This is a genomic window from Mesorhizobium sp. LEGMi-168a (genome assembly GCF_058312955.1).
In genome coordinates this window covers 184,031-208,060 of sequence record NZ_JBZEGV010000002.1, presented here as the reverse complement: position 1 = coordinate 208,060, position 24,030 = coordinate 184,031, and the positions used below count along the sequence as shown (strand labels likewise).

Here is a 24,030-nt window from a genome sequence, read left to right as displayed (position 1 = left end):
GCGGTTCATCGTTTCACGGAAAAACGCAGAACCGCTCTATCTCTTTGTTTTGACGCAATTCCGGACGGAAAACCGTTCACACTTTTCCTGGAATTGCTCAGCGACTTTCCCTAGCGGCGGTTTCAACACCCCCGAGCCGCCGTCGGGAAAACATGGGGCCGAGCACGTCAGTCAGTCACCGTGTTTCGCTCCTGGCGGCAGCGGGTTTCCCATCACCCGCTGCCGCTTTAACTGAAAGACCAAAGCAATGGCTGCCCCTCAATCTTCCGGTGAAATCGCGTATAACGGCTCCATGAAGATTCTCGTCATGGAAGACGATCGCGAGGCAGCGGACTACCTCAAGAAGGCCTTCGCCGAGGCGGGCCATACCGCCCATGTCGCCGGCGACGGCGAGACCGGCTTCGCGCTTGCCGATGCAGGCGACTATGACGTGATGGTGGTCGACCGCATGATGCCGCGCCGCGACGGGCTTTCGGTGATCGCCGCGCTCCGCTCGCGCGGCAACACCACGCCGGTGCTGATCCTGTCGGCGCTGGGCGAGGTCGATGACCGCGTCACCGGGTTGCGCGCCGGCGGTGACGATTATCTGACCAAGCCTTACGCGTTTTCCGAATTGCTCGCCCGCGTCGAGGTGCTCAACCGCCGCGCCAGCGCACGGGAGTCCGAGACGGTTTACCGCGTCGGCGACCTCGAGCTCGACCGTCTGTCGCATTCGGTCAAGCGCGCAGGGCGCGAGATCACGCTGCAGCCGCGCGAGTTCCGCCTGCTCGAATATCTGATGCGCCATGCCGGCCAGGTGGTGACGCGCACCATGCTGCTCGAGAATGTCTGGGACTATCATTTCGATCCGCAGACCAACGTCATCGACGTCCACGTCTCGCGGCTGCGCGGCAAGATCGAAAAAGGCTTCGACAGGCCGATCCTGCATACGATCCGCGGCGCCGGCTACATGCTGAAGGGCGGCTAGGGCATGATCCCGAAAAAGTGGGAAGCGGTTTTCGGAAAAGATCATGCTACAACAAGGAGTTAGATCAGGATGACGATTCAACTAATCGTCATCCTGATCTAGGGAGCAAATGGCTCTTTCCCTGCCGGCCATCATGAGGACGACGGCAGCCCGGCTTTCGGCGCTTTATCTTCTGCTTTTCGCGCTCTGCGCCGTGCTGCTGGTCTTCTACATGACATCGCTGTCGGCGCGCATGCTGACGGCGCAGACCCAGGAGACCATCAACGACGAGGTGCTAGGCCTTGCCAACGCCTACCAGCGTGGTGGTCTGCCGGTGCTGGTGCGCGTCGTCGAGGCCCGTTCCCGACAGCCCGGCGCCAATCTCTATCTGATCGCCGACGCCAACGGCCAGATCCTGACCGGCAATGTGCAGAGCCTGGAACCGGGCGTCATCGAGACCGAGGGCTGGACGACCGAGCCGTTTTCCTACCAGCGCTTCGGCGAGGGCGAGCTCGACCGGTTGCGCAGCGGCGACCAGACCGCGCCTTCGACCGGTACAAGCGGCGCGCAGTCCGAGGGCGAGAAGGGCCACAACGCAATCGCGCTGGTGCTGAGACTGCCCAACCAGATGATCATGCTGGTCGGCCGCGACCTCGGCGAGCCCGAGCGCTTCCGCGCCGTCATCCGCCGCTCGCTGATGCTGGCGCTGGGCATGATGGGGCTCGGCGGGCTCTTGATCTGGTTCTTCGTCGGGCGCGCGGCGCTGAAGCGTATCGACAGCGTCTCGGAGGCGAGCCGCCGCATCATGGGCGGCGACCTCGGCGGACGCCTGCCGGTGACCGGCGCCGGCGACGAATTCGACCGCCTGTCGGCAAACCTCAACACGATGCTCGCCCGCATCGCCACGCTCAACGAGGGGCTGAAGCAGGTCTCCGACAACATCGCCCATGACCTGAAGACGCCGCTGACCAGGCTGCGCAACCGCGCCGAGGCCACACTTGCCGGCAAGCACAAGACGGCCGACTACCGTCAGGCGCTGGAGGGCACGATCACCGAGTCCGACCAGCTCATCAAGACGTTCAACGCCATCCTGATGATCTCGCGGCTGGAGGCCGGTTATTCCTCCGAGACGGCCGGCCCGGTCGACCTCGCCGCCACGGTGAGCGATGTCGTCGAGCTCTACGAACCGGTGGCGGAGGAGGCGGGCGTTGTGCTGGAAGCCACGGTGCCGGAAGCCGTCACCATCAACGGCAACCGCGAGCTGATCGGCCAGGCGCTGTCGAACATCGTCGACAACGCGATCAAATATTCGACCGGCGCCGCCGAGCGCCCGAAAGTGCGCGTCACCCTGGAGCGCGCCGGCGGCGAGGTCAAGCTTTCCGTTTCCGACAATGGCCACGGCATTCCCGACGATGCCGACCGCGCCAGGGCCACCGAACGCTTCGTGCGGCTGGAAAAGAGCCGTTCGCAGCCGGGCTCGGGCCTTGGCCTCAGCCTCGCCAAGGCAATCATGACTTTCCACAACGGCAGGCTTGATCTTCTGCCCGCCAATCCTGGATTGTCCGTGGTCATGAGTTTCCCGGCACGGGAGACGCATTGACGGCGGCGAGGATGGCAAAGAAAAAGATCGAAACCGAATGGCAGCTCCGCCCGACGCTGGTGCTTCGCCCACTGGATGGCGACCGCGCTCGGCGGGAATTGTCCGAGATCGCGGACGCAGCCGAGGAAGACGGCCTTACGCGTCTCGCCGCGTTCCTCGCCGGCAAGGGGCCGCTGCAGGATCTGCTCGCCGCCATCTTCGACCTGTCACCGTTCCTGCGTGATACGGCCCGCCGCCGGCCGGCCATTCTCGACGTGCTGTTCGACCAGACGATCGAAGCGCGGCTCAGCGACATCGGCGAGGCGATCGGCCGCGCGGCGCGGGCCGAGACTGTTTCGGAATCGAGCCTGATGATGGCGCTCAGGCAATTCAAGGCCGAGGCGCATTTCCTGATCGGGCTCGCCGACCTTTCCGGCGAGGCCGAGACCGCGCTGACGGTGCGCCGCCTCAGCGACCTGGCGGATGCCTCAACGCGTGCCGCCGTCGATTTCCTGCTGCTCGACGCGCACGGGCAGGGCAAGCTCAAGCTGCCCGATCCAAGGGACCCTGCACGCGGCTCGGGCTGGATCCTGCTCGGCATGGGCAAGCTCGGCGCGCATGAGCTGAATTTCTCCTCCGACATCGACCTCGTCGTCTTCTTCGATCCGGAGGCGCCGGCCGTCACCGATCCGCTCGACGCGACCGAGTTGTTCTCGCGCCTCACCCGCCGCCTCGTGCGCATCCTGCAGGATCGCACCGAGCACGGCTATGTCTTTCGCACCGATCTGAGGCTCCGTCCCGATCCCGGCTCGACGCCGCTGGCGATCCCGGTCGAGGCAGCGCTTCGCTACTACGAAGCGCGCGGCCAGAACTGGGAGCGCGCCGCCATGATCAAGGCGCGGCCGGTTGCGGGCGACCTTGCCGCTGGTGCGGCCTTCCTCAAGGAATTGCAGCCCTATGTATGGCGCAAATACATGGACTATGCCGCGATCGCCGACGTTCACTCGATCAAGCGCCAGATCCATGCCCACAAGGGTCATGGCGAGATCGCAGTGAAGGGTCACAACGTCAAGCTTGGCCGTGGCGGCATCCGCGAGATCGAGTTCTTCGTCCAGACGCAGCAGCTCATCGCCGGCGGCCGCTTCCCGGAGCTGCGCGGCCGCGAGACGGTGCCGATGCTTGGCGCGCTCGCCGCGCGCGGCTGGATCACGGCGGACGCGCGCGACGCGCTTACCCGGCAATACTGGTTCCTGCGCCGCGTCGAGCACGCCATCCAGATGGTGGCCGACGAGCAGACGCATATCCTACCGGAGGATGACGAGGAGCTGGAACGTATTGCCTTAATGCTGGGCTTTGCCGGCGAGGCGGAGTTTGCCGAAGCCTTCCGCGACTCGCTGCAACAGGTCGAGCGTCACTATGCGGCCCTTTTCGAGACCGCGCCCGAACTGTCGGCCGGCATCGGCAACCTGGTCTTCACCGGCGATGTCGACGATCCCGACACGCTGCGGACCTTGCATGGCCTCGGCTTCCAGCGGCCGAGCGACATCTGCCGCGTCATCCGCGGCTGGCATTTCGGCCGCTACCGGGTCACCCAGTCGGCGGAGGCGCGCGAGCGGCTGACGGAACTGACGCCAGCGCTCTTGAAGGCCTTCGGCCAGACGCGTCGCGCCGACGAGGCGCTGATGCGCTTCGACGAGTTCCTTGCCGGCCTGCCGGCCGGCATCCAGCTGTTCTCGCTGCTGCAGTCGAACCCGGCGCTGCTCAAGCTGATGGCGACGATCATGGGCGCGGCCCCGCGGCTCGCCGCCATCATCACGCGCCGGCCGCATGTCTTCGACGGCCTGCTCGATCCTGCGCTGCTCACCGAATTGCCGGACCGCGCCTATCTTTCGGCGCGGCTTGCGGCCTTCATCGAGGGCGACCGCGCCTATGAGGATGTGCTCGACCGCCTGCGCATCTTCGCCTCCGAGCAGAAATTCCTGATCGGCGTGCGCCTGCTGGCCGGCTCGATCGATCCCGTGCGAGCGGGGCGCGCTTTTTCCGACCTCGCGGATCTCACCATCGAGGCGGCGCTTCATGCAGTGATCGCCGAATTCGCGCAGCGCCACGGCAGGATTGCCGGGGGGAGGGTGGCGCTGCTCGGCATGGGCAAGCTCGGCAGCCGCGAGCTGACCGCAGGCTCCGACGTCGACCTCATTCTGCTCTATGATCACGATGCGGATGCGGAGGAATCCGACGGCGAGAAGCCGCTCGCGCCGTCGCATTACTATACCCGCATGACGCAGCGGCTGATCGCCGCCGTCTCGGCGCCGACAGCCGAAGGCGTGCTTTACGAGCTCGACCTTCGCCTGCGCCCCTCCGGCAACAAGGGGCCGGTCGCCACCCATGTCGACGCCTTCAAGAAATATCAGCGCCAGGATGCCTGGACCTGGGAGCACATGGCGCTGGCAAGAGCCCGCGCCATCGGCGGCGATGCCGAACTCTGCGCCGAGGTCGAGGAGGATGTCGCGGCGGTGCTTGCCCTTTCGTGCGACGGCGCCAAGGTCAAGGCGGAAGCCTCGGAGATGCGAGCGCTGATCGAGAAGGAAAAGCCGCCTCGTGACCTCTGGGACATCAAGCTGATCCCCGGCGGCCTCATCGACCTCGAATTCATCGCCCAAGTCGCCGTCATCACCAGCGCTACCGAACCCGGCCGCCGGGTGACCGCGACGGCGGATGTGCTGGCGCGGCTCGCGCCCGGCTTCGCGGCCGCCGGTGTCCGGCAGGAGCTTTGCGAGGCCTGGCAGCTTTATCTGGCGCTGACCCAGATGATCAGGCTCTGCCTCACTGGTGAGTTTCAGCGCGACGATGTTCCGCCCGGGCTTTCGGATCTGCTTCTGGCGGTCACCGACCTGCCGGATTTCGGTGTGCTGGAAGCACATCTCAAGGAGACTTCGCGGAAGGTCAGGACGGATTTCGATCTTTTGCTTCGCGCGGGAGCGCCGATCTCGCGAGCTTAGCCCTCAACGTCTCATTCCTTCGCGCCCCCCTCTGACCTGCCGGCCATCTCCCCCACAAGGGGGAGATTGGCAGCTTCGGCGCCGCGCTCATTCTTGCAACGTTGGAGATTGGCGAAGGCCGGCGCGACATCCGATCTCCCCCCAAGTGGGGGAGATGTCCGGCAGGACAGAGGGGGGCGCTGTCCGCCAGCGTTACAGAGGTTTCAACGAAATTAAGCCGCCACCTTCACCGTGGGCGGCGACTTCTTCAGCGGGATGCGCACCGACACGATGGTGCCGACGCCTTCGGTCGAGCGGATCTTCAGCGCGCCGCCCTGCAGTTCGGCGAGCGACCTCGAGATGGCCAGCCCAAGGCCCGAGCCCGTGTGGTTCTTGGAGAACTGGTTCTGCACCTGTTCGAACGGCCGCCCGAGCTTGCTCAGCGCCTGCTTCGGGATACCGCAGCCATTGTCTTCGATGGTGAGCACCAGCGCGCCCGAGGCGCTGCGCGCCCGGACCGTGATCCTGCCACCTTGGCCGGTAAACTTCACCGCGTTGGAGAGAAGGTTGATGGCGATCTGCTTGATCGCGCGGCGATCGGCAAAGAGCCGCATCGAGTCGGCGATGCGCGTCTCCACCGTGATCGATTTCTCCGCCGCCTGCAGCGAGATGACGCGAACCGTCTCCTTGATCAGCGGGCAGAGGTCGATCTCCTCGCTTTCCATCGAGAACTGGCCGGCCTCGATCTTCGACATGTCGAGTATGTCGTTGATGACACCGAGCAGATATTTGCCGCTGCCGTTGATATCGGCGGCATATTCCTCGTAACGCGGCGAGCCGAGCGGCCCGAACAGGCCCTGTTCCATCAGCTCGGAAAAGCCGATGATGGCGTTGAGCGGCGTGCGTAATTCATGCGACATGTTGGCGAGGAATTCGGACTTCGCCCGGTTGGCGGCCTCGGCGCGCTCCGTTTCCTTCATGTATTTGCGGTTGAGTTCGACCAGCTCCTTGGCGCGTTCCTCCTCGGCGCGCCGCGCAAGGCTGAGATCGTGGATCGTCGCCATCAGGCGCCGCTCGCTGTCGACCAGCTTTTCCTGGTGCAGCTTGATCTGGGTGATGTCGGAGCCGACCGAGACGATGCCGCCGTCGCGGGTCCTGAGCTCGTTGACCTGGAGCCAGCGGCCGTCGGCAAGCTGGCGCTCCAAGGTGACGCCGCCGTGCGGACCGTTGGCATTGGCAAGCCTGCGCTCCGAGGCGAAGGCGAGCATGCGCTCCTCCAGCATATCGCGGGTCGCGCCCGGCACCACGTCGCGGTCCGAGAGGCCGTTGTCCTTCTGGAATTTGGAGTTGCACATGATCAGCCGCTCGGCAGCATCCCACAGCACGAAGGATTCGTTGATGTTCTCGATCGCGGTCCTGAGCCGCATGTCCGCCGCTTCCGAGCGCAGCGCCAGGTGGCGCTGCTCGGTGACGTCGACGGCGATGCCGATCAGCTGGATCTCAGGCGCTTCGGGATCGATCACCTGCGCGCGGGCCCGCATCCACACCCACTGCCCGTCGGCATGTCGCATGCGGAACACCTGGTCGATATGGTCGATCTCGCGTTCGACGATGCGGTTGGCGAGCTCGAAGAGATCGCCGTCGTCGGGATGGATGATCTCGTCGACCTCGCCGAACGACAGCATCGTATCGCAGGGCTCGTAGCCCAGCATGTCGTACATCGAGCGCGACCAGTACATCTTGCCGCGCACCATGTCCCAGTCCCACAACCCGCAGCGGCCGCGCACTAGCGCCATGTCGATGCGCTGATGCGCTTCGAGATAGATGCGGTCGGCAGCCTGGGCGCGCGCCGCCTGGCCGAAATAGGCATAGAGGATGACGATCAGCACGCCGGCGGTCAGCACGAACAGAGTGACGTTGAGCGACACCGTCTTGCGCCAGCTCTCGAACACCGCCTCCTTGGGCACCAGCACCGCCGCGGCATTCTTGCGGTCGCCGGTGAGACTGACGGCGGCAAACCAATCCTTCCCGCCGATGCTGACATCCATAACGCCGGCGCGGTCGCCGAACATGAACAGCGGCTGGCCGCCGAGCACCAGGCTGTCCAGCGAGCGCCCCTGCCAGCCCGTCGACAATGGCGACACGGCGATGATCTTGAAGGTGCCGTCGGTGATGGCCAGCACGTGGCTGCGGCCCATGGCGCCCTGGCGGCTGGTGGTTTCCAGGAGGTCCACGGCGTTGGCGCCCGCCACGTTCGGATCGGCGGCTATCGCCTGCGCCATCTGGCCGGCGGCTAGGGCCAGCAGCGCCTTGGCGTCACGTTCGACCCCATCGCGGTCGTTCACCAGCGACAGGAAACGAAGTGCTGCGATGACGATCAGGAAGACGATGATCAGCGCCGGTATCGAGCGACGCAGCAAGGGCTCCGCCGCCAGCAGCCGCTGGTAGGCGGGCTCCGCGATCAGACGCGCGTTGCCGGAAAGCCCGTCGCCCCTTGCCTCGCGACGCGCAAAAGCCTTCCCTCCGGGCGCGCCCCACGCGTCCGTCTTGGCCATAAATGGCACTCCCCGATTTTGCCGCATACTTGACGATCCGGCTACGCCGCACGCCCGAATCGTCAGTAAGGAATCAAAGGTGATTCGCCTTGTCCAGAGGCGCGGCCAAAAAAGATTAAAAGTTGATTGAAATTCGTCGAAATTGCCGATCTCCCCCACAAGGGGGGAGATCGCTAGTCACGCCAGCGTCCGCTCCACGATGTCCCGCAGATCCGCCGACAGGTTCTCGGCATTCGCAATCTGCAGCAGCGCCTGCCTGGCCTTGTCCTGCCGGACGGGCTCCAGCGAGCGCCAGGAGCGCAGCGCCGTCGCCAGCCTTGCCGCCACTTGCGGGTTGCGCTTCTCGACCTCCAGCACGGTCTCGGCGAAGAAGCGGTAACCCTGGCCGTCGGCGCGGTGGAAGCCGGTCTGGTTGGCGCTGCAGAAGGTACCGATCAGCGAGCGCACCCGGTTCGGGTTGGCGATCGAGAATGCGGGATGCTGCATCAGCGCGCGCACATTGTCGACGGTCCGCTCGCCGGGCACGCCGGCCTGGATCAGGAACCATTTGTCGAGCACCAGCGCATCGCCGCGATAGCGCGCTTCGAAGCAGACGAGCGCTTCCTGCGCTTGCGTCGAACCGGCATGGCGATGCGCGAGAACCGTGAGCGCCGCCGCGCGGTCGGTCATGTTGGTTGCGGCACGAAAATGCGCGGCGGCGAGCGCCGCGCCTTCCGGCAGCAGCGACAGATAATCGAGCAGGATGTTGCGCAGCGCCCTCCGTCCGGCGCTCGCTGCGTCCGGGGTGAACGGGCCGTTATCGGCGAGGCCCAGATAAACCGCTTCGAACGACTCGCGGTTTGCCGCGGCTATCGCCCGCGCCAGCGCCTCGCGCGCGCCGAAGATGGCGTCGGGGTCGATCCCTCTGCCGATCTCGCGGGCAATGTCGGCTTCGCTCGGCAGCGACAGCGCCAAGGCGCGGTAGGCCGGCTCGAGCGCCTCGTCGCCGGCAATCCTGCCCGCCAGCTCGGCAAGCTTCACCGTAAAGGCAGGCTGCTTGCCGCCAAGCACCTGGCGGAAGGCCGCGATCAGCGCATCGGTGAGCAGCGTGTTGAACGCCTGCCAGCGCGAGAAAGAGTCGCCGTCATGGCTGGCGAGGAAGAGCTGGTCGTCGGCCTTCTGCTGCACCGAGAGCGTGATCGGCGCCGAGAAGCCGCGATTGAGCGACACCGAAGGCCGCTCGCTGACGCCCGAGAAACGCACCGTGTGCCGGCGCTTGCGGATATGGATGACGCCGTCCTCGACGGTGGCGCCGTCGACGGCTGCCCAAGCTATGGGCTTGCCGCCGGCGCCGACCAGGCCGAAGGCCAGCGGAATATGCATCAGCCGCTTGCGGCTTTCCGACGGCGTCGGCGGCACCGACTGCTCGATCTCCAGCGTGAAGGCCTTGGCCGCCGCATTGTAGGAGGAACTGACCGTCAGGTTCGGCGTGCCGGCCTGGTGGTACCAGAGCGCGAACTGCGCAAGGTCGCGCCCCGAGACGTCCTCGAACACTTTCAGAAAATCTTCGATCGTCGCCGCCTCGCCGTCATGCCGTTCGAAATAGAGGTCCATGCCGGCGCGGAAAACCTCCGGGCCCAGGATGGTGCGGATCATGCGCACCACTTCCGAACCTTTCTCGTAGACGGTCGCGGTATAGAAATTGTTGATCTCGCGGTAGCGGCGCGGCCTGACCGGATGCGCCAGCGGCCCCTGGTCCTCGGGGAATTGGTGCGCGCGCAGCGTGCGCACCTCGGCGATGCGCTTGACCGCCCGCGAACGCTGGTCGGCGGAGAATTCGTGGTCGCGGTAAACCGTCAGCCCTTCCTTCAGGCAGAGCTGGAACCAGTCGCGGCAAGTGATTCTGTTGCCGGTCCAATTGTGGAAATATTCATGCGCGATGATCGCTTCGATATTGGCGAAGTCGGCGTCGGTCGCGGTCTCCTCGTCGGCAAGCACATATTTGTCGTTGAAGATGTTGAGGCCCTTGTTTTCCATCGCGCCCATGTTGAAGTCGGAGACGGCGACGATGTTGAAGACGTCGAGGTCGTACTCGCGCCCGAAGGCTTCCTCGTCCCATTTCATCGACCGCTTCAGCGCATCCATGGCGTAGCCGGCGAGCCGTTCCTTGCCGGGCTCGACATAGATGCCGAGTTCGACCTCGCGGCCGGATAGGGTGGTGAAGCTGCCGGCGACCTTGCCGAGCGCGCCAGCCACCAGCGCGAAGAGATAGGAAGGTTTTGGGAAGGGGTCGTGCCAGACGGCGAAGTGCCGGCCATCGGCGAGCACGCCGCTTTCAACCGGGTTGCCGTTGGAAAGCAGCAGCGGCGCCTCGTTGTGGGGCGCCTCGATGCGCACGGTATAGACCGAGAGGATGTCCGGCCGGTCGAGGAAATAGGTGATGCGGCGAAAGCCCTCGGCCTCGCATTGCGTGCAATAGACATTGTTGGAGCGATAGAGGCCCATCAGCGCCTCGTTGCTGGATGGCGCGATCTCGGTCTCGAGACGCAGCTCGAAGCGCCGCGCCGCCGGCGGCTTCGGGATGGTCAGCTGGTCCGGCGTCGCCAGGTAATCGGCCGGCGCGAGCGCATGCCCGTCGATGGCAACGCCGAGCAGAGTCAAGCCGTCGCCGTCGAGCACCAGCGGCGCGGATGCGGCGACGCCTTCGCGCCGCTCGACGGTGAGCAAGGCAGTGACGCGCGTGGCATCCGGTGACAGGCGGAAATCGAGGCTGGTCTTCGGAATGAGATAGTCGCTGGGACGGTAGTCTTCGAGTTTGAAGACATGGCCGGTATCGGTGCGCATTCCGTTGGTTTTCCTGTCGATTTTCGGGCGGACAGCGGGCGTGCTGGTCCAAGAATTTTGAAGTCCGCGCTCTTTACACGAAACGGTCACTCGACAAAACTGCGCCGGGGTCTATTTCTGGGCTTCGTTTTCCGACCATCGTCACGAGGCAAGATGACCGTCGATCATGCCGTCGGCCACAACACGCTGCGCGGCATTGCGCTGAAGATCGTCTCCGTGGCGGTCTTCGTCAGCATGCAGACCAGCATCAAGGCGGCCGGCGACGTTCCCGCCGGGCAGATCGTCTTCTTCCGCTCTTTCTTCGCCATCTTCCCGATCATTGCCTTCCTGGCGTTCAAGGGGCAGCTCGCCACGGCCTTCACGACGAAACGGCCGTTCAACCACATCGCGCGCGGCATCGTCGGCGTCGGCGCTATGGGGCTTGGCTTCTTCGCGCTGACCAGGCTGCCGCTGCCGGAGGCGATCACGCTGAACTATGCCCAGCCGCTGCTGGTCGTGGTGTTCTCCTCGGTTTTCCTCGGCGAGACGATCCGCGTCTATCGCTGGAGCGCGGTCGCCGTCGGTCTGGTCGGCGTGCTCATCATCTCCTGGCCGGAACTGACGCTTTTGAATTCCGACGAGGCGCTCGACGATCAGGAGGTGCTGGGCGTCATGGCGGCGCTGATTGCAGCGGCGATCTCGGCCGTCGCCATGCTTCTGGTGCGCAATCTGGTGCAGACCGAGAGGACGGCGACCATCGTGCTGTGGTTCTCCTCGACGGCGAGCGTGCTGGCGCTGTTCACGCTGCCTTTCGGCTGGCAGGCGCTGACGCCGATGCAAGCCGCGCTGCTTGTCATGGCCGGCTTCTGCGGCGGGCTCGGCCAGATCCTGATGACGGCCGCCTACCGCCACGCGGAGGCTTCCGTCGTGGCGCCCTTCGAATACACTTCGATGATCCTCGGCGTCGTCGTCGGCTATTTCGTCTTCGGCGACGTGACGTCGCTGAACACGCTTGTCGGTGGCGTGATCGTCGTGGCCGCCGGCATCTTCATCATCTGGCGCGAACGGCGGCTCGGCCTGGAACGCACGCGGACGAGACGGGCCACGCCGCCACAGGGATAAAGGCTACGAAGCGGCCGCCCGCTCCTTGGCCAACCGTACCAGCACCGTTCGCGTCTGCTCGTCGGCCGGGAAGAAAGATTCGATCGCCAGTTCCGACAGCGTGACGTCGAGCGGCGTGCCGAACACGGTGATCGTGCTGATGAAGGACAGCACCGCGTCGCCATGCGCGAGCCGGAGCGGATGCACGATGCCGCTCGGTTCGACCGGCGCCGGCCGGCTGCTCTTCAGGCCGGACGGATAGGTGCGCAATTCGCGCTCAAGGTCGATCAGCACCGGGTCGCCGCTGGCGTCGTTCTGGTGCTTGAGCCGTTCGAGCAGATGCGCCCGCCATTCCGCGAGGTTGACGATGCGTGGCGCGACGCCGCCGGGATGAAGGCTGAGCCTGAGCACGTTGACCGGCGGCTTAAGCAGCGACGGCTCGGAAACATCGGCGAGGAACGGGCCGATCGCGGCGTTGGCGGAAACCAGATTCCAGTGCCGGTCGACCGCCAGCGCGGGGAAGGGCTCATGACCTTTTAGCACCGTCTCGACGGCCGCCATGGCAGGCGCAAGGGTCGCATCGGTGAGCGGCCTTTCGCTGAAGCTCGGTGCGAAGCCGGCGGCGAGCAAAAGCTGATTGCGCTGGCGCAGCGGTATCGAAAGCTGCTCGGCCAGATGCAGCACCATCTCGCGCGACGGCTGGGCGCGGCCGCTTTCGACGAAAGAGAGATGCCGCTGCGAGATATCGGCCTCCATGGCGAGATCGAGCTGGCTCATGCGCCGGCGCGTGCGCCATTCGCGGATGAGGCTGCCGGCGGAGACGTCGGATGTGGTCATGCGGGATGAGTAGGGCGGCGAGGGATGGAGTTCAATTACCTTGGAGGTAATGGGCAAAGCTTCTTCGTCGGAAATTGGCGAAAGCGACGGCGCTGCAATCTCCCCCCTTGAGGGGGAGATGGCCGGCAGGCCAGAGGGGGTCGCCTCAACCGCCTCAACGCCAAATGGCGCTGGCGCTCGACGCGAGGCGACCCCCTCTGTCGCCTTCGGCGACATCTCCCCCACAAGAGAGGAGATCAGCCAGTCGCCAACCCCCTCAGCTTCGCCTTCACCTCGAGGAAATCCCGCCACGCCAGCTTCTTGTGCGCCGGCGTCCTGAGCAGGTAGGCCGGGTGCAGCGTCGGCATGGCCGGAATGACGACGCTCGACGCGGTCGTATGCACACGCCAGTTGCCGCGCAGCCTGAGGATCCCCTCGGTGGTGTTGAGCAGGGTCTTGGCCGACGGCCCGCCGAGATTGACCAGCACCTTCGGATTGACCAGCTCGATCTGCCTCTCGATGAACGGCCGGCAGATCTCGGTCTCGTGCGGCGTCGGCGTGCGGTTGCCCGGCGGCCGCCACGGGATGACATTGGCGATATAGGCCGAGCTCCGGTCGAGGCCGATCGCCGCCAGCATGCGGTCGAGCAGACGGCCGGAACGGCCGACGAAGGGCAAGCCTTCGAGGTCCTCGTCGCGGCCCGGCGCCTCGCCGACCAGCATCAGGTCGGCGTTCGGATTGCCGTCGGCGAAGACCAGGTTCTTGGCGGTGAATTTGAGGTTGCAGCCGTCGAAGGCCGCCATGTGCTGGCGCAACTCATCGAGCGTCGCAGCGCTCGCCGCGAGTTGCCGCGCGAGCAGCACCTGTCCCTCGTCGGGCACCGCGGCTGTTGCCGGCATCGTGCGCGCCGGCGCATCGGGCACATGGCTTGCATCCAATCCGGGCGGAGGCGCCGGCCGCTCCGGTATCCGGCCCGCGTCGAGACTTGGCTGAGATGCCTGTCTTTCCGGAGGCCTGCTTTCACGGACCGGTGCGGCCTGTACCGGTGCGCGCTCGGTCTGCTTTGGCCGGGCCTCCGCGAACCGGTTGACGGGCGCGTCCTCGAGCGGCTCGTCGACGCCGGCGCTGGCATAGAAGGCCAGCAGCTCGGCGACATCGATGGGGTTGTTGGGGGAGGCGGTAGTCATGGCGCCACCATTGTCCGCGCGGCGTCAATTTGCAACCTCGGCGACGCCATTCTCCCCCCTTGAGGGGGAGATGTCGCCGAAGGCGACAGAGGGGGTCGGCTCGACTGGACGCGACGCCAAGGGCGGCAGGTTAGGGTTGGCGCTTTACGCGCGAGGACCCCATCTGGCCTGCCGGCCATCTCCCCCTCGAGGGGGAGATCACCCGCTTCGCGGCTTTCGCCAATCGCCTTCCGTTTGTTTCACCCCGTCGGAATCCTTGGATCCTGCACCAGATAGAACGTCCAGCGCGGCGTGTAGTCGGTGATGAGGAAATCGAAGGTCGCCGTCTTCAGCGGGTCGACCTTGCCGTTCTTGAACAGCAGCCGGTCGTAGGGTTCGAACTGGCGGTCGAAATCGGCGAAGTTGCTCGACCAGATATTGTCCGGCGTCTTGTTGCGCTGGTCGAAGGACAGGCCGTCGCCGAACACGCTCGGCTGGTCGAGGATTTCCTGCAGCTCGAACTGGAATTCCACCCAGGGCAGGGCGCTGTTGTTCAGCACGTCGATGCGCATGTACATGATGCCATTGGCGACATCGCCCGCCTTGCCGAAGGCCTCGATCGGCCTGGTGGCTCGAATGGTCAGCGTCACCGGCGTCGCCGAATTCAGCTCCTCGGTGATGACCAGCGGGTCGTCCTTGGTGCCGATTCCGGAAGCACCGGTGATGCGGAAGCCGCCAAGCTCGTCGGAAAAGGAGTAGGCGCCGGTCACCCAGACCTTCTGCGGATCGGCTTGCGCCGGAACGATCAGGAAGAGGAGCGGAAGAACCGCGCGGCCAAGCACGCCGGGCGTGAAGAGTAAGCGCTTCAATGAAAAGCCGGATGGCTTGGGAGTGCGCATGGGGCCAAGTATTGCCGATAAGCAAGCCGTCGAACAATTAAAAACATGCGCCCGCCGGCTCCCGTTTCCAATCGGCTGGCCCTGTTGGATGCTTTGCCTGGCCCGATCGAACGGGCTCGCATCGCCGGAAAACCGCGACTTTTTGTCGAAATCGGCGTTGTCACGTCAGCGCCGGTTTCGCGTCGTGAATTGATGCGCTATGCAGCGCATGAGCCAGCAAAATGCAAGAATATGGCAAGCCAGTGAGGGGCAGATGAGCGAGATCGAACGCGAGAGCATGGAATTCGACGTGGTGATCGTCGGCGCCGGTCCGGCCGGCCTTGCCGCGGCGATCCGTCTGAAGCAGCTCAACCCCGAGCTTTCCGTCGTCGTGCTGGAAAAGGGCGGCGAGGTCGGCGCCCATATCCTGTCCGGTGCCGTCGTCGATCCGATCGGCGTCGACCGTCTTCTGCCGGGCTGGCGCGAGGAGGGGGACCATCCGTTCAAGACGCCGGTCACCGACGATCATTTTCTGGTGCTTGGTCCCGCCGGCTCGTTCCGGCTACCCAACTTCCTGATGCCGCCGCTGATGAACAATCACGGCAACTACATCGTCTCGCTCGGCAACGTCTGCCGCTGGCTGGCGACCAAGGCCGAGGCGCTGGGCGTCGAGATCTATCCGGGCTTTGCCGCGGCGAGCCTCGTCTACAACGAGGCGGGCGCCGTAACCGGCGTCATCACCGGCGACATGGGCGTCGAGAAGGACGGCGCGCACGGCCCAGCCTATGCGCCGGGAATGGCGCTGATGGGCAAGTATGTGCTGATCGGCGAAGGCGCGCGCGGCTCTTTAGCCAAGCAGCTGATCGCCAAATACAAACTTTCCGAAGGCCGCGAACCCGGCAAATACGGCATCGGCCTCAAGGAACTCTGGCAGGTCAAGCCCGAGAACCACAAGCCGGGGCTGGTGCAGCACTCCTTCGGCTGGCCGCTCGACATGAAGACCGGCGGCGGCTCCTTCCTCTACCATCTTGAGGACAACCAGGTGGCGGTCGGCTTCGTCGTCCACCTCAACTACAAGAACCCTTATTTGTCGCCGTTCGAGGAGTTCCAGCGCTTCAAGACGCATCCGGCGATCAAAGGCACTTTCGAGGGCGCCAAGCGGATCGGCTATGGCGCGCGCGCCATCACCGAGGGCGGCTGGCAGTCGGTGCCGAAGCTTTCGTTCCCGGGCGGCGTGCTGATGGGCTGCGCGGCCGGCTTCGTCAATGTGCCGCGCATCAAGGGCTCGCACAACGCGGTGCTGTCCGGCATGCTGGCGGCTGAGCACGTTGCGGGCGCCATCGGCGCTGGCCGCGCCAATGACGAGTTGACCTCCTATGAGGAGGCTTGGCGCGGCAGCGACATCGGCAAGGACCTGAAGAAGGTGCGCAACGTCAAGCCGTTGTGGTCGCGCTTCGGCACCATCGTCGGCGTCGGCATCGGCGGTCTCGACATGTGGCTGAACACGCTGTTCGGCTTCTCGCCCTTCGGCACGCTGAAGCACGGCAAGGCCGATTACGCCACGCTCGAGCCGGCGTCCAAGCATCAGAAGATCGCCTATCCGAAGCCGGATGGGGTGCTGACCTTCGACCGGCTCTCCTCGGTGTTTTTGTCCAACACCAACCACGAGGAAAACGAACCGGTGCATCTCATCGTCGGCGACATGGCGCTGCAGCAGCGTTCCGAGCACGACGTTTTCGCCGGACCGTCGACCCGCTACTGCCCGGCCGGCGTCTATGAATGGGTCGACAAGGACGGCAACGCCGCCGCCGACCCCTCGGCCAAGGATGTGCGCTTCGTCATCAACGCGCAGAACTGCGTCCACTGCAAGACCTGCGACATCAAGGACCCGAACCGCAACATCAACTGGGTGCCGCCACAAGGCGGCGAAGGGCCGGTCTATCAGGGCATGTAGATGAGGGCTGCGCCCGGTGCGAAATAGGTTGCGCCAGCGCAACCCCAAGGCCGTTGAAACCACCGCTTGCTTGTGTTTTCTTTCCGCGAGGATAGGGGAGAGACGGTCATGCGCTTGGCGGTTTTGGCATGCCTTGTCGCCATCGGTGCCCTGAGTGCGCCGCAGGCTTCGGCCGGCACCAGGGTGCTGGTCCAGACGCGCAGCTATGACATTGCGGGCAATTCCGGCGCCGCGCTGATCGCGGCCATGGACGGCAGAGGCCCCAAGCACGGCTTCATGACGCATGCGATCGCCCAGACCGCCTACACGGTCGACTGGGAGCTCGGCGTCATCCAGGACAAAGGCTCATGCCGGCTCAAGCAGGCAAATGGCACGCTCAATCTCTTCTACACCTTTCCGCGCGTCGCTTCGCCGGCGACGCCTGCGCTGAAGAAGCGCTGGAACCGCTTCTTCACCGGCGTGCGCGCCCATGAGGAAACCCATGGCCGCATCGCCAGGCAAATGATGCGCGCCACCGAGCGATCGATTGTCGGCCTCAGGGTTGCCGACGACCCCTATTGCTACAAGACGCGCCGCGAGGCGCGCCAACGCATCCAGGCCACCTATGCCGAATACGAAGCCAGGCAGAACGCTTTCGATGCCAGCGAGCACCGCGACGGCGGCCATGTCGAGCATCTGATCGCGGCTCTGATGAAGCCTTAGCGGCACGATGCAGAACTGTTGATGCTGGCGGGACAGCGCCCCCTCTGTCCTGCCGGACATCTCCCCCAAAAGGGGGAGATCGACTGTCGCCACCATTTTCGCCAATCGTCTACGTTGCCGGAAAGAACGCCGCCCGCGGAACTGCCAATCTCCCCCCAAGTGGGGGAGATGTCCGGCAGGGCAGAGGGGGGCGCGAAGGATCGCTACGTCAACCCGGCGTCTTACCGCGCCGCATGAGGGAAGCCAGCGCCGTCTCGTGCTCGTCCTCGGGTCCTCTGTCGTCGGGCCGTAGCGAGAACTCGACCAGCACCGGCAGATGGTCCGAGCCGGTGTCCTCCAGCCGCGTTGCCGAATGGACCGTCAACCCGCCCTTGCTGAACACCTGGTCGATCGGCAGCCCGGCGTAGCGCCGCAGGACGTCGGGCAGCTTCCGATGCATCCAGGTCGGCCCGACCGACGGCATCAGCGTCGTACTGCTGAGCTGCGCCACCCGACGCACCGCCGCGCTCCACGGCACGGCGTTGCAGTCGCCGGCCATGATCGCGGTCTCGCCGAGCGCGGCAAGCGGTTCCGCCAGCTCGCCGATCTGCCAGTACTGCTCGCGTGGCCAGGGCCAGCTCAGATGGATCGCGGCGACATCGACGCTGGTGCCGCCGAAATCGATGGTCGCGGTCGCCATCGCGCCGCGCGGCTCGCAATGCGGCGCTGTGCCGGCGGCAAAGGGCCGGCGCGAGAGCAGCGCGACGCCGAATACGCCGTTGGGATAGGGGCAAAGGATGCGGTACGGATAGGCGCCGGTAATGTAGCCAAGCTCGGTCGTCCACATCCCCGACACCTCGTCGAGGGTGATTACGTCAGGATTGGTCCGGCCGATCAGCGACAGCACCTTTTTCGGCGTCGGATTGTCGAAGCGCAAATTCATCTGCAGCAGGCTGTAGACGATCCGGTCGGCGGGCCTGGCGACCGCCTGTTGCGGCCACAGCCTGGGCAGCGCGCTTACCGTCGTGGCGAAGCTGGCGATGGCAAAGAGCAGCACCGCTGCCGCCTGCAGCCGGTAGGAGCTTCCAAGCAGCGACAGCGCCAGCAGCGCCGTAAGCACGCTGAGATGAATGCGGAAATGCGAGAAGGAATCGAGCGCCGGATGCAGCGCGCCGAAGAACCCGGCCAGCAGCGCGGCCGAGAGTGCCATCATCGCCAGGAATGCCACCCCAGCCATCATGTTCGAGCGCGCGCCGCCTGTTGTCATCCCGGTCGTGGTCTGCCGAATGCCGCCGGCAATCTGTTTGGAGCAAGATAAGACTTCATCTTGCTCTGCCTGCTTATCGGCCAAATTGCGGCCCGAGCAAGACGACGAATTGCCTCGTTAAAGCAATTCCAGGAAAAGTGCGTAGCGGTTTTCCGTCCGGAATTGCGACAAACAAAAGGGCAATTCCAGGAAAAGTGTGCAGCGGTTTTCCGACCGGAATTGCGCTCAACAACGACATAAGCGCAATTCCAGGAAAAGTGCGTAGCGGTTTTCCGTCCGGAATTGCGCAAGACAAAGAGATTAGAGGCCGCGCCGGCCGGCTACTGGAAGGCCGTTTCGGAGAAACTTCTCAGCTTGCGCGAATGCAGCCGCTCCATCGGCATTTCGGCCAGCTTCTCCATCGCCCTGATGCCGATGGTGAGGTGCTGCGCCACCTGGCGTTTATAGAACTCGGTCGCCATGCCGGGCAGCTTCAGCTCGCCATGCAGCGGTTTGTCGGAAACGCACAGCAGCGTGCCGTAGGGCACGCGGAAGCGGAAGCCGTTGGCGGCGATCGTCGCCGATTCCATGTCGAGCGCAATCGCCCGGGACTGCGACAGGCGCTGCACCGGGCCGCGCTGGTCGCGCAGTTCCCAGTTGCGGTTGTCGATGGTGGCGACGGTGCCGGTGCGCATGATGCGCTTGAGGTCGTAACCCGAAAGCCCGGTTACCTCGGCCACCGCTTCCTGCAGCGCCACCTGGATCTCGGCCAGCGGTGGGATCGGCACCCAGACCGGCAGGTCGTCGTCCAGCACATGGTCCTCGCGCACATAGGCATGCGCCAGCACATAGTCGCCCAGCGCCTGCGTGTTGCGCAGCCCGGCGCAGTGGCCGAGCATCACCCAGGCATGCGGCCGAAGCACTGCGATATGGTCGGTGATGGTCTTGGCGTTGGACGGGCCGATGCCGATATTGACCATGGTGATGCCGCCATGGCCCGGCTTCTTCAGGTGGTAGGCCGGCATCTGCGGCAGGCGTTGCGGCGGTGTGCCTTCGGTCGCTGCGCCGGCCCCGGCCTTTGTCACCAGATTGCCCGGCTCGACGAATTCGGTATAGCCGCCACCGCCTTTCTCCATCAGGTCGCGGGCCCGCGCCACGAACTCGTCGATGTAGAACTGATAGTTGGTGAACAGCACGAAATTCTGGAAATGCTGCGGGCTGGTCGCCGTGTAATGCGTCATGCGGTGCAGCGAATAGTCGATGCGCTGCGCGGTGAACGGCGCCAGAGGCCTCGGCTCGCCGAACGCCACCTCGAAGGTGCCGTTGGCGATCTGGTCATCGGTGCCGTCGAGGTCCGGCACGTCGAACAGGTCGCGGATCGGCCGCTTGATGCGCTCGGCAGCCGTGCCGTCGACATAGGTGCCTTCCAGGAAGGCGAAATGCAGCGGGATCGGCGTCGTCGATTCCGACACCGTCACCTGCACGCCGTGATTGCGCATGATGAGCCGGAGCTGCTCGACGAGATAGTTCTCGAACAGCTGTGGCTGGGTGATCGTGGTGGCGAAATGCCCGGGCGTCGGCATATGGCCGTAGGCCTGGCGCGAGTCGATCTGGGTGAATGAGGTCGTGGTGACGCCGATCTGCGGATAGAAGGCCCGGTAGCGCTTGCTCTCGTCGCCGCCGGCGGCGAGCTTGGCGAAGGAATCGCGCAGGAATTTGGTGTTGCGGTCGTAGAGCATCTGCAGCGCCGCGACCGCCTTCTTGGCGTCGTTGAAGCTCTGCCTGCCGAAAGGCTCCGGCATGACGACCGATTCAATGGCTTGGGGATAGATTCGCTTTTCCATGGCCCAATATAGGGATTTGGAGGAGCGCTTGGGAGGGGGAGGCGGGCGCGAAGCTTGCCCTGCGGCGAAATTTCTTCGATCGTGTTTTCAAGGTGTGTTGAGATTCAGGTCAGGTCGCGTCGAAAATGGTGGCTTCCGAGAACCGGAGCGGAGCGTACTTTCTGTACGTGAGCACCGGCCTGTGCCGGCCGTAGCCTTTATTTTAACTGCCACGCCACTCATGAGTGCTTCGGCCGGCGAAGGCCGGAAGCGCAGGGAGCCGCCATTTGCAGACCGGCCTCACCTGAATCTCAACACACCTCAACCGCGCTGCAGGCTGACCAGCAACACAAAGCCGATGCCTGCCTTCTTCGGCGTCGGCGCCTCGATGATGGAGCCTGTGTCGGCGCGCATCATCGGCACGGCCAGCACCGGGGCGGCAAGCAGCATCAGGATAAGCACCGCCCGCGGCAGGAGCCGAAGCGTCTTGAGGGTGGTGGCGGCGATGCGGTTCATGGTGGTCGTTCCCGTTTCGAGTATTGGTCGTTTCAGCGGTCGAAATGGTTCATGCAGTCCAGCCGGCAGGTGTCGGCCATCCCCGATGAGCGGGCCGGACGGCCGGCTTCAGCCACCAGGATGGCGAAGACTATGCCGAACAGGCTCATCAGCAGGCAGACGATGGTGAAGCGGCGGACAAGCATTTCTCTCTCCTTCAATGGTGAGGAGAATGCCCGAATGCCTCTGAACCGGTTCTGAGACCGGTGTTCATCTGTCGTTCAAATTGATTGATACGTGCTGGCCGGCCAGGAGCCGGGAATTGCCGTGCCCGACGACGCGCCTTCGGAACAGGCCCGAAAAAGAAAACGGGGCCGCGCGGGCCCCGTTTCGCGTCGTCATTTGAACAGTGATCAGAGCTTGTGCCAGGTTTGGCTCTTGCAGATCAGCCCGCCCAGCACGCAGCCGCTCATCTTGAGCGAGGCGCCGGACAGCGTCGCCTTGCCGGAATAGGTCTTGTCGGTTTCCGGGTCGGTTATAGTGCCGGTGTACTTGTTGTCGCCGGCTGCCTTGAATGAGCCGATGGTCTTGCCGGCAAATTTGCCGGACTTCAGCGTGATCGAGAACGAGTCGCTGCCGGCGATCGCCGCAGTCGAGCCGGCCTGTGTCTTCCAATTGCCTTCGATCGGGTCGGCCCATGCGGCGCCCGCCATCATCATGGTGGCCGCCAGGGCCAGGCTCACTTTTCGAAACATGTCTGTCCTCCTCCCTACAGGTTCCGGCGGGGCTCGCTCCGCCTCTCCGTCCCTTACGCAAACGTAAGCTAATCCAGCCGCCGCCAAAACGAAAGCGGTGCCTTCGCGGAAGGTTGCAAGGATTTTGGCGGCGCGGCTCACTGAAAATGAACGGATGGAGAAAAGAGCTTCGGTTTCCGTGGTTAGCGAAGTCTTGATTTCGCGTCTCGAAATTTTCGTCGAATTTTGCGCAAATCGGCTGAATTGCTGGGTTGCTATGCTTAACAGTTTTTCGCGTTTACCTCTTGTTTTAGCTTTGTTTTCTTCAAATTAAGCAAGCCATTTAACGACGGATTCAAGGCGAGCCGTCATCCTCGAAAGCATCGAAAGAGCGGCCCGCCCCGAGGGAAATCAAGGGACAGAAGGAGGCAGCTCTCGGGAGCAGACAGGGGATTGAAATGGCACGTTTTGAAATGCTTGAAGCCGGCTTCGGCGCCATGGGGGCAACTGCCCAGGCCGACATTCTTTTCGAGCTGGGCATGATGTATGCGACCGGCCGCGATTGCGAGACCGACGTCGTTGCCGCCCACAAATGGTTCAACATCGCCGCGATCAAGGGTTCGGCCCGCGCCGCGGAGCTGCGCTCGGAACTCTCCGCCACGATGTCGAAGGCTGACATCGCCAAGGCGCTGCGCGAAGCGCGCGAATGGATGACGATGCACTGATCTTGCGTGCCAGGCGCTCGAAAGTCTTCGGGGGACAAGGCCGCGATAAGACGGCCAGCTAACAAGACCAAGAACGCGGCAGGCGGACATGCCCAGCTGCGCGCCAGACCACGATCCTGAAAAGTGGAATCCGGTTTTCAGAAAAGATCGTGGTCCAACAAAGAACAGGGAAGCGAGCGGGTTCAGGCGCGCGGGGCGCCGGGGAAGCTCGACTGCAAAAGCCGCGACCGGCCGGGACAAGGCCGGCGCGGCTTTTGCATTTGCATATTTCCCAGCGTGCTTGGCCCAAGAAATGCTCGCCGAAATGAACCAAAGCGGTATGTATTGTCCTCTCGACAGTTCCGGCGAAGGGTGGAATTGTCCCGGCTCTCAGGAACAAGCGCGGCCGGGCGGCCGCGCGCAAGTGGAGGAGTCTTATTGTCATGAAAAGATTGGGTATTTTGAGCGCGGCCGCATTGGGCCTGATGATGAGCGCATCGGTTGCCTTCGCCGACGACATCACCATTTCGGTGGTCGGCCCGATGACCGGTCAGCTCGCCACCATCGGCGACCAGTTCAAGCAGGGCGCGCAGGCCGCCGCCGACGCCATCAACGCGGCGGGCGGCGTCAACGGCTCCAAGATCAAGCTCGACATCGAAGACGACCAGTGCGACCCGAAGCAGGCGGTGTCGGTCGCCAACCGCATCGTCGCCAACGGCGTCAAGTTCGTCGACGGCCATGCCTGCTCGGGTTCGAGCATTCCGGCTTCCGCCGTCTACGCCGAATCCGGCACGCTGATGATGAGCCCGGCCTCGTCCAACCCGGTGCTGACCGACGCCGCGGCGAAGTCCGGCTGGCCGACAATCATGCGCCTCTACACGCGTGACGACGCGCAGGGCGCCTTCATCGGTCCGTGGATCGCCAAGAAATATGCCGGCAAGAACGTCGTCGTCCTGCACGACAAGAGCGCCTACGGTCAGGGCGTTGCCGATGTGGTCAAGGCGACGATGAACGCTGGTGGTCTGAAAGAAGTCGACTATGAAGGCATCAACGCCGGCGAGAAGGACTATTCGGCGTTGGTAACCAAGCTCAAGGCGCTCAAGGCCGATGTCGTCTATTTCGGCGGCTATCACCCCGAGGCCGGCCTCATCCTGCGCCAGGCTGCCGAGCAGAACGTCAAGTTCCAGCTGATCATGCCGGACTCGATCGCCACGCCGGAATTCTGGCAGGTCTCCGGTCCGGCCGGTGAAGGCACCATGTTCGTCTTCCCGTCGGACCCGCAGGCGAAGCCGGAGGCGAAGGACGCCGTGGCCAAGATCAAGGCCGGCGGCTTCACCCCGGAAGGCTTCACGCTGTTCTCCTATGCCGTGATCCAGGCGGTGGCCGAAGGCATCAAGCGCGCCGGCACCGACGATCCGGGCAAGGTTGCCGAGGCGCTGAAGGACGGCAAGCCGATCAGCACCGTCGTCGGCGACGTCATCTTCGACGAGAAGGGCGACCTGAAGAACGCCAGCTACGACATCAACCAGTGGCACGACGGCAAATACGCGCCGATCAAGCCGTAATCGGTTC

The 24,030-nt window shown here is 64.4% G+C and carries 18 protein-coding genes; 8 read left to right on the top strand and 10 right to left on the bottom strand.

What is annotated here, in order from left to right; all coding sequences use genetic code 11:
* Window positions 1-292 precede the first annotated feature (292 nt).
* The 3 genes from AC4FWB_RS04335 (at window position 293) to AC4FWB_RS04325 (ending at window position 5,524) form a co-directional block, all read left to right on the top strand.
* Entirely contained in the window at window positions 293-967 is a 675-nt protein-coding gene (locus AC4FWB_RS04335; RefSeq protein WP_491024543.1) for a response regulator transcription factor, read from the top strand.
* Between the two features lie 109 nt (window positions 968-1,076).
* Entirely contained in the window at window positions 1,077-2,546 is a 1,470-nt protein-coding gene (locus AC4FWB_RS04330; RefSeq protein ID WP_491024542.1) for a sensor histidine kinase, read from the top strand.
* Window positions 2,547-2,557: 11 nt separating this feature from the next.
* Window positions 2,558-5,524, top strand: a complete 2,967-nt coding sequence (locus AC4FWB_RS04325) for a bifunctional [glutamine synthetase] adenylyltransferase/[glutamine synthetase]-adenylyl-L-tyrosine phosphorylase (protein ID WP_491024541.1) — start codon at window positions 2,558-2,560, stop codon at window positions 5,522-5,524.
* Window positions 5,525-5,736: 212 nt separating this feature from the next.
* Here AC4FWB_RS04325 and AC4FWB_RS04320 read toward each other — a convergent pair whose 3' ends face one another.
* Both AC4FWB_RS04320 and pepN read right to left on the bottom strand, forming a co-directional pair.
* Entirely contained in the window at window positions 5,737-8,058 is a 2,322-nt protein-coding gene (locus AC4FWB_RS04320; protein ID WP_491024540.1) for a PAS domain-containing sensor histidine kinase, read from the bottom strand.
* A gap of 177 nt (window positions 8,059-8,235) precedes the next feature.
* Complete coding sequence (pepN, locus tag AC4FWB_RS04315; RefSeq protein ID WP_491024538.1) at window positions 8,236-10,881, bottom strand: aminopeptidase N; 2,646 nt, start codon at window positions 10,879-10,881, stop codon at window positions 8,236-8,238.
* A 153-nt stretch (window positions 10,882-11,034) separates the two neighbouring features.
* On the opposite strand from pepN, the gene AC4FWB_RS04310 reads away from it, so the two are divergent.
* Complete coding sequence (locus AC4FWB_RS04310; protein ID WP_491024537.1) at window positions 11,035-11,982, top strand: DMT family transporter; 948 nt, start codon at window positions 11,035-11,037, stop codon at window positions 11,980-11,982.
* Between the two features lie 3 nt (window positions 11,983-11,985).
* On the opposite strand, the gene AC4FWB_RS04305 is transcribed toward AC4FWB_RS04310, so the two are convergent.
* The 3 genes from AC4FWB_RS04305 to AC4FWB_RS04295 form a co-directional block, all read right to left on the bottom strand.
* On the bottom strand, window positions 11,986-12,798 hold the full coding sequence (locus AC4FWB_RS04305; RefSeq protein ID WP_491024536.1) for a helix-turn-helix domain-containing protein: 813 nt from the start codon (window positions 12,796-12,798) through the stop codon (window positions 11,986-11,988).
* 236 nt (window positions 12,799-13,034) lie between these two features.
* Entirely contained in the window at window positions 13,035-13,964 is a 930-nt protein-coding gene (locus AC4FWB_RS04300; protein WP_491024535.1) for a uracil-DNA glycosylase, read from the bottom strand.
* A 239-nt stretch (window positions 13,965-14,203) separates the two neighbouring features.
* Window positions 14,204-14,842 carry a hypothetical protein gene (locus tag AC4FWB_RS04295; RefSeq protein WP_491024534.1) on the bottom strand — a complete coding sequence of 213 codons (639 nt, stop codon included), beginning with the start codon at window positions 14,840-14,842 and terminating at the stop codon, window positions 14,204-14,206.
* 253 nt (window positions 14,843-15,095) lie between these two features.
* Between AC4FWB_RS04295 and AC4FWB_RS04290 the strand changes: the two genes are divergently transcribed.
* Window positions 15,096-16,775 (top strand): electron transfer flavoprotein-ubiquinone oxidoreductase, encoded by a 1,680-nt coding sequence (locus AC4FWB_RS04290; RefSeq protein WP_491024533.1) that lies wholly within the window; start codon window positions 15,096-15,098, stop codon window positions 16,773-16,775.
* Window positions 16,776-16,883: 108 nt separating this feature from the next.
* Entirely contained in the window at window positions 16,884-17,477 is a 594-nt protein-coding gene (locus AC4FWB_RS04285; RefSeq protein WP_491024532.1) for a DUF922 domain-containing Zn-dependent protease, read from the top strand.
* Between the two features lie 208 nt (window positions 17,478-17,685).
* Here the strand turns inward: AC4FWB_RS04285 and AC4FWB_RS04280 are convergent, their stop codons facing one another.
* From AC4FWB_RS04280 to AC4FWB_RS04260, 5 genes are all read right to left on the bottom strand, one after another.
* A complete protein-coding gene (locus AC4FWB_RS04280; protein WP_491024844.1) occupies window positions 17,686-18,696 on the bottom strand; it encodes an endonuclease/exonuclease/phosphatase family protein in 1,011 nt (336 codons plus the stop codon).
* A 347-nt stretch (window positions 18,697-19,043) separates the two neighbouring features.
* Entirely contained in the window at window positions 19,044-20,504 is a 1,461-nt protein-coding gene (locus AC4FWB_RS04275) for an AMP nucleosidase (RefSeq protein WP_491024531.1), read from the bottom strand.
* A gap of 342 nt (window positions 20,505-20,846) precedes the next feature.
* On the bottom strand, window positions 20,847-21,041 hold the full coding sequence (locus tag AC4FWB_RS04270) for a hypothetical protein (protein WP_491024530.1): 195 nt from the start codon (window positions 21,039-21,041) through the stop codon (window positions 20,847-20,849).
* A gap of 32 nt (window positions 21,042-21,073) precedes the next feature.
* Complete coding sequence (locus tag AC4FWB_RS04265; RefSeq protein ID WP_491024529.1) at window positions 21,074-21,226, bottom strand: hypothetical protein; 153 nt, start codon at window positions 21,224-21,226, stop codon at window positions 21,074-21,076.
* A 207-nt stretch (window positions 21,227-21,433) separates the two neighbouring features.
* Window positions 21,434-21,775, bottom strand: coding sequence for a DUF2147 domain-containing protein (locus tag AC4FWB_RS04260; RefSeq protein ID WP_491024528.1), 342 nt, complete (start codon window positions 21,773-21,775; stop codon window positions 21,434-21,436).
* A 437-nt stretch (window positions 21,776-22,212) separates the two neighbouring features.
* Between AC4FWB_RS04260 and AC4FWB_RS04255 the strand changes: the two genes are divergently transcribed.
* Window positions 22,213-22,479: an SEL1-like repeat protein gene (locus AC4FWB_RS04255; RefSeq protein ID WP_040972006.1), complete on the top strand. Its 267-nt coding sequence runs from the start codon at window positions 22,213-22,215 to the stop codon at window positions 22,477-22,479.
* Window positions 22,480-22,901: 422 nt separating this feature from the next.
* Window positions 22,902-24,023, top strand: a complete 1,122-nt coding sequence (locus AC4FWB_RS04250) for an ABC transporter substrate-binding protein (RefSeq protein ID WP_491024526.1) — start codon at window positions 22,902-22,904, stop codon at window positions 24,021-24,023.
* Window positions 24,024-24,030 lie beyond the last annotated feature (7 nt).